Annotated in this window: 3 protein-coding genes; 1 reads left to right on the forward strand and 2 read right to left on the reverse strand. The window is 57.0% G+C overall.

Features of this window, described 5'->3' with window-relative positions:
* Positions 1-135 precede the first annotated feature (135 nt).
* Together NW815_RS13080 and NW815_RS13085 are read right to left on the reverse strand one after the other, a co-directional pair.
* Positions 136-1,203 (reverse strand): permease, encoded by a 1,068-nt coding sequence (locus NW815_RS13080; RefSeq protein WP_414341727.1) that lies wholly within the window; start codon positions 1,201-1,203, stop codon positions 136-138.
* A 67-nt stretch (positions 1,204-1,270) separates the two neighbouring features.
* Entirely contained in the window at positions 1,271-2,407 is a 1,137-nt protein-coding gene (locus NW815_RS13085; protein WP_414341728.1) for a citrate synthase, read from the reverse strand.
* 694 nt (positions 2,408-3,101) lie between these two features.
* Here NW815_RS13085 and NW815_RS13090 point away from each other — a divergent pair.
* On the forward strand, positions 3,102-3,557 hold the full coding sequence (locus NW815_RS13090) for a hypothetical protein (RefSeq protein WP_414390748.1): 456 nt from the start codon (positions 3,102-3,104) through the stop codon (positions 3,555-3,557).
* Positions 3,558-3,562 lie beyond the last annotated feature (5 nt).

The following is a 3,562-nucleotide window of genomic DNA, read 5'->3' on the forward strand; positions in this document are numbered from 1 at the left end:
TCAAGGACTCCGTCCCGCTGGCGCGATCAGGAGCCCAGGCGTCTTACCCTAAACTGAAGCAACTATATTTGACGAATATTTGACGGAGAGTGGATGGAGAGGGTGTCCCTGTGGAGAAAGGTTCAAACAAACGCTTTAACTGCCATAGTAGTTGATGGCTAAAGCTCCCACCAGAGTAAGCTGAAAGACCAAGATCACGAAGTAGAAAATGGCGCGGGGCTTGAACAGAGTGAGCATCAAGCCTATGGCTTTCAAGTCTACTATCGGCCCAAACACCATAAAAGCCAACAGGGATCCCGGCGTGAAGGTGGCGGCAAAGGAGAGGGCGAAAAAGGCATCCACCGTCGAGCAGATGGAGATGATCCCGGCCAGGGCCATCATGATCAGGATTGAGAGCAATGCATCTTGGCCATAATCCAGCACAAACGAACGCGGGATCACCGTTTGAATCAGGGCGGCCATCGCCGAGCCCAAGATGAGCACGGATCCCAATTCGCGGATCTCCCTGGCCCAGGTCTGCAGCAGGAGAACTCCTTTTTGTCCCCTGGAGGGAGAAGGCGCAGCGGCCAGAGCAGAGCGATACACATCTTCAGCCGTTTGTAAAGTGGCCAGAGATCCGCCAGAGGCCCCTTGAGCAGGGCTCTGGGATCCAATCCAGAAGGTGCCCCCCTGCAACAACGGCGAGCGGGAGATGTTCTTCGGATCAGCTTCTTGGGAGCAATTGCGCTGCAGCTCCCGCCAGACTGACGGCTGCAACAGAGGCTGGAAATCCTTTTGCAGGCTGAAGATCAAGCCGACGACAACCGCAATGCCGAAGGAAAAGAGAACTCGGTAGATCACCAGCTCCGGCATGGAGCGAAAGGCAATCCAAGTAGAAAAGATCACCACCGGGTTAAACACCGGCGCCGCCAACAGAAAGGCCACCGCCACGTGGGGTGGGATCCCTTTGATCACCAGTTGACGGGCCACCGGCAGGTTGCCGCACTCGCACACCGGGAAAAAGAATCCTAAAGCGCCACCGGCCACCGCGCTGCCGATTTTGCCTTTGGGCAGGAAACGGGCCAACTGGGATCCCTCGACAAACACCGCCAGCAGCCCCGATAGAAACACCCCTAGCAGCAAAAATGGCATTGCCTGCACCACAAGGCTCAGAAACAGGGTGAACCCGTCTCGCCAAAGGGGAGAGTCTAAAAGGCTCAACACACCGCCTCACGCACAATTTGGGCCTTACTGAGTTTGGATCCCGGCCCAGCGCCCTGTCAAACGGCTCTCAACCCCGCTCTTCTATAGGGATGTAGCGTTGCTGGCGTTCACCTGTGTACACCTGGGTGGGTCGGAAAAGCCGATTATCGGACAACTGCTCCCGCCAATGGGCCAGCCAACCCGCCGCTCGGGCAATGGCAAACACCGGTGTAAACAAATCTTCTGGGATCCCCAGCTTGGCGTAGACCAACCCTGAGTAGAAGTCCACATTCGGGTAGATCCCCTTCGGCCCTAGCAACTCCTCGCACACCCGTTCCACTTCCAGGGCGATGTCGTAGTACTTGTCGTGGCCGTAGCGCTCAAACAGCTCCTCAGCCAGCCGCTGCAGGATGGTGGCCCGTGGATCCTTCACCTTGTAGACTCGGTGCCCCATGCCCATGATGCGCTGTTTTTTGGCCAGTTTCTCCTCGATAAACGAGCGCACATTTTCCACCGAGCCAATTTGCCGCAGCAGCATCATCACCTGTTGGTTGGCCCCCCCGTGCAACAGCCCCGAAAGGGTACCCACCGCCGTGGCCAGGCTGCTGTAAGGGTTAGCCAGCGTGGAAGCGCTCACCAGAAGGGCAAACGTGGAGGCATTGACTGTGTGCTCGGCGTGCAGGATCAGGCAGATGTCAAAAATGCGGGCCAACCAGGGATCCGGCTTCTTGCCCGAGAGCATGTACAGAAAGTTGGAAGCGTGATCCAGACTATCGTCCGGGGGAATGGGATCGTTGCCCTGTCGCATCTGGTGGAACATGGCCACCATGGTCGGCAGCTTGGAGAGCAAGCGGGTGACGGTGCCGAATACATAGTCGGGATCCATCTCCCGCAGCGGGTAAAACAGCCCCAAGCCCGCCACACAGGTTTGCAGAGCATCCATCGGGTTGCCCGACTCTGGAAACGACTTGATCATGTCGCGGATGCGGTATTTCACCCGTCGATGACTGCGGATTGCCTGATCAAAGTTGTCCAGCTCCGATTGGGTCGGCAGCTTGCCAAAGATCAGCAAGTAGGCTGTCTCCAGAAAGGTACTGTGGGCGGTCAATTCCTCGATGGGGATGCCCCGATATTCCAGGATCCCCGCCTGGCCATCCACAAAACTAATGTTGGAGCGTGTGGCCGGAACGCCTTCCAAGCCTGGTCTGTATTCGCCATCCGCCATGGTCGGATCCTTAGAGCAAGTATTTCCTAGATAATGATGAATCAAGGGTTGCCAAAGGTGCCTGGAACCCAACCCCTTGCTCCCCTCGGGCAGTACTGACCCCGCTTTGCCCCATTGACATGCTCCCTGCTCTAGAGGGCGAGGATTCCAGTTACTGGTTCCGTGACAGCACTTACCGTAAAGGACTCCGTCTCGCTTTCGCAAGAAGGTTTCCCCTCTACGACAGCGGCGCTTGTCTCCCCAGTGGTTTTCTTTTTCAAGGCGGCTTCCCCCTGCCCTAGGGTGTTGTTGCAGACAACAAAAAACTATTACAAAACTATTTATTTATTATTTGTTTGGGTTTGACCCAGTCGTTAAACCGTTGGGCTTCTGCAGCGGTTGACTACCCTGCCGCTGCCGGCAGCATAGCACAAAGCCGCTCCCTACTGCTCCGCAAGCTGTCGCGACTGCGTCAGCGAGCCGTGAGCCTTGAGGGCCCAGTTTTTGGGTAAAGCAAAGTTTGGATCCCTGCAGCCAAGTGCCGCCCTTGCCATCCTTTACAGAGAGCTGGGCTGGGATCTGCCTTCTATCTTGCAACAGCTCCCGCTGCCCGACGCAAAAATTGTTGCTATGGTGAGAACTGCGCCCGGCTTGAGGGATCTTGGCGCCTGTCGGAGCCGTGAAAGTTCGCTCCCCCGCTTGGAGATCGGCATCGATGTCGGATACTGCTCAAACTCACCTTGGCTCCAGCCCAGTGCAAGGACTGGAGTACGTGGTGCTGGGAGTGGCCACTTGCTTCCAGCAGGATCAGGAAGGTCGCCTGGTAGAGGTTTTGGTGGCCGAGCCGGTGCCTGCTGCCGATTTGGACTGCCTAGCCCAAGAACGCCGCAGCACTTCCTATGTTCTCCTCTACGCCACAACCTACGCCGAGATCGTGAACAACGGGATCCCAACTTTGCCTGCCGAGGTTTTCCCGCCAGGGGTGTTGTTGGGAGAAGACTTCGTGGAACGGGTGCAGGCAGCGGCCCGCACCTATCGCAGCAAGCCCCAGTTTCGCCATATCCCCCTGCACCAAACCTGCACTCCAGAGCGGGGGGTGTTTAAGCTCAATCACAGCGTTGAGCCCCGACGGATCCTCAACGCGGTTGTGGAGCATGACTCTAGTCAATAATAAGC

The organism is Synechococcus sp. R6-7, assembly GCF_047461695.1.
Taxonomy (GTDB): domain Bacteria; phylum Cyanobacteriota; class Cyanobacteriia; order Thermostichales; family Thermostichaceae; genus Thermostichus.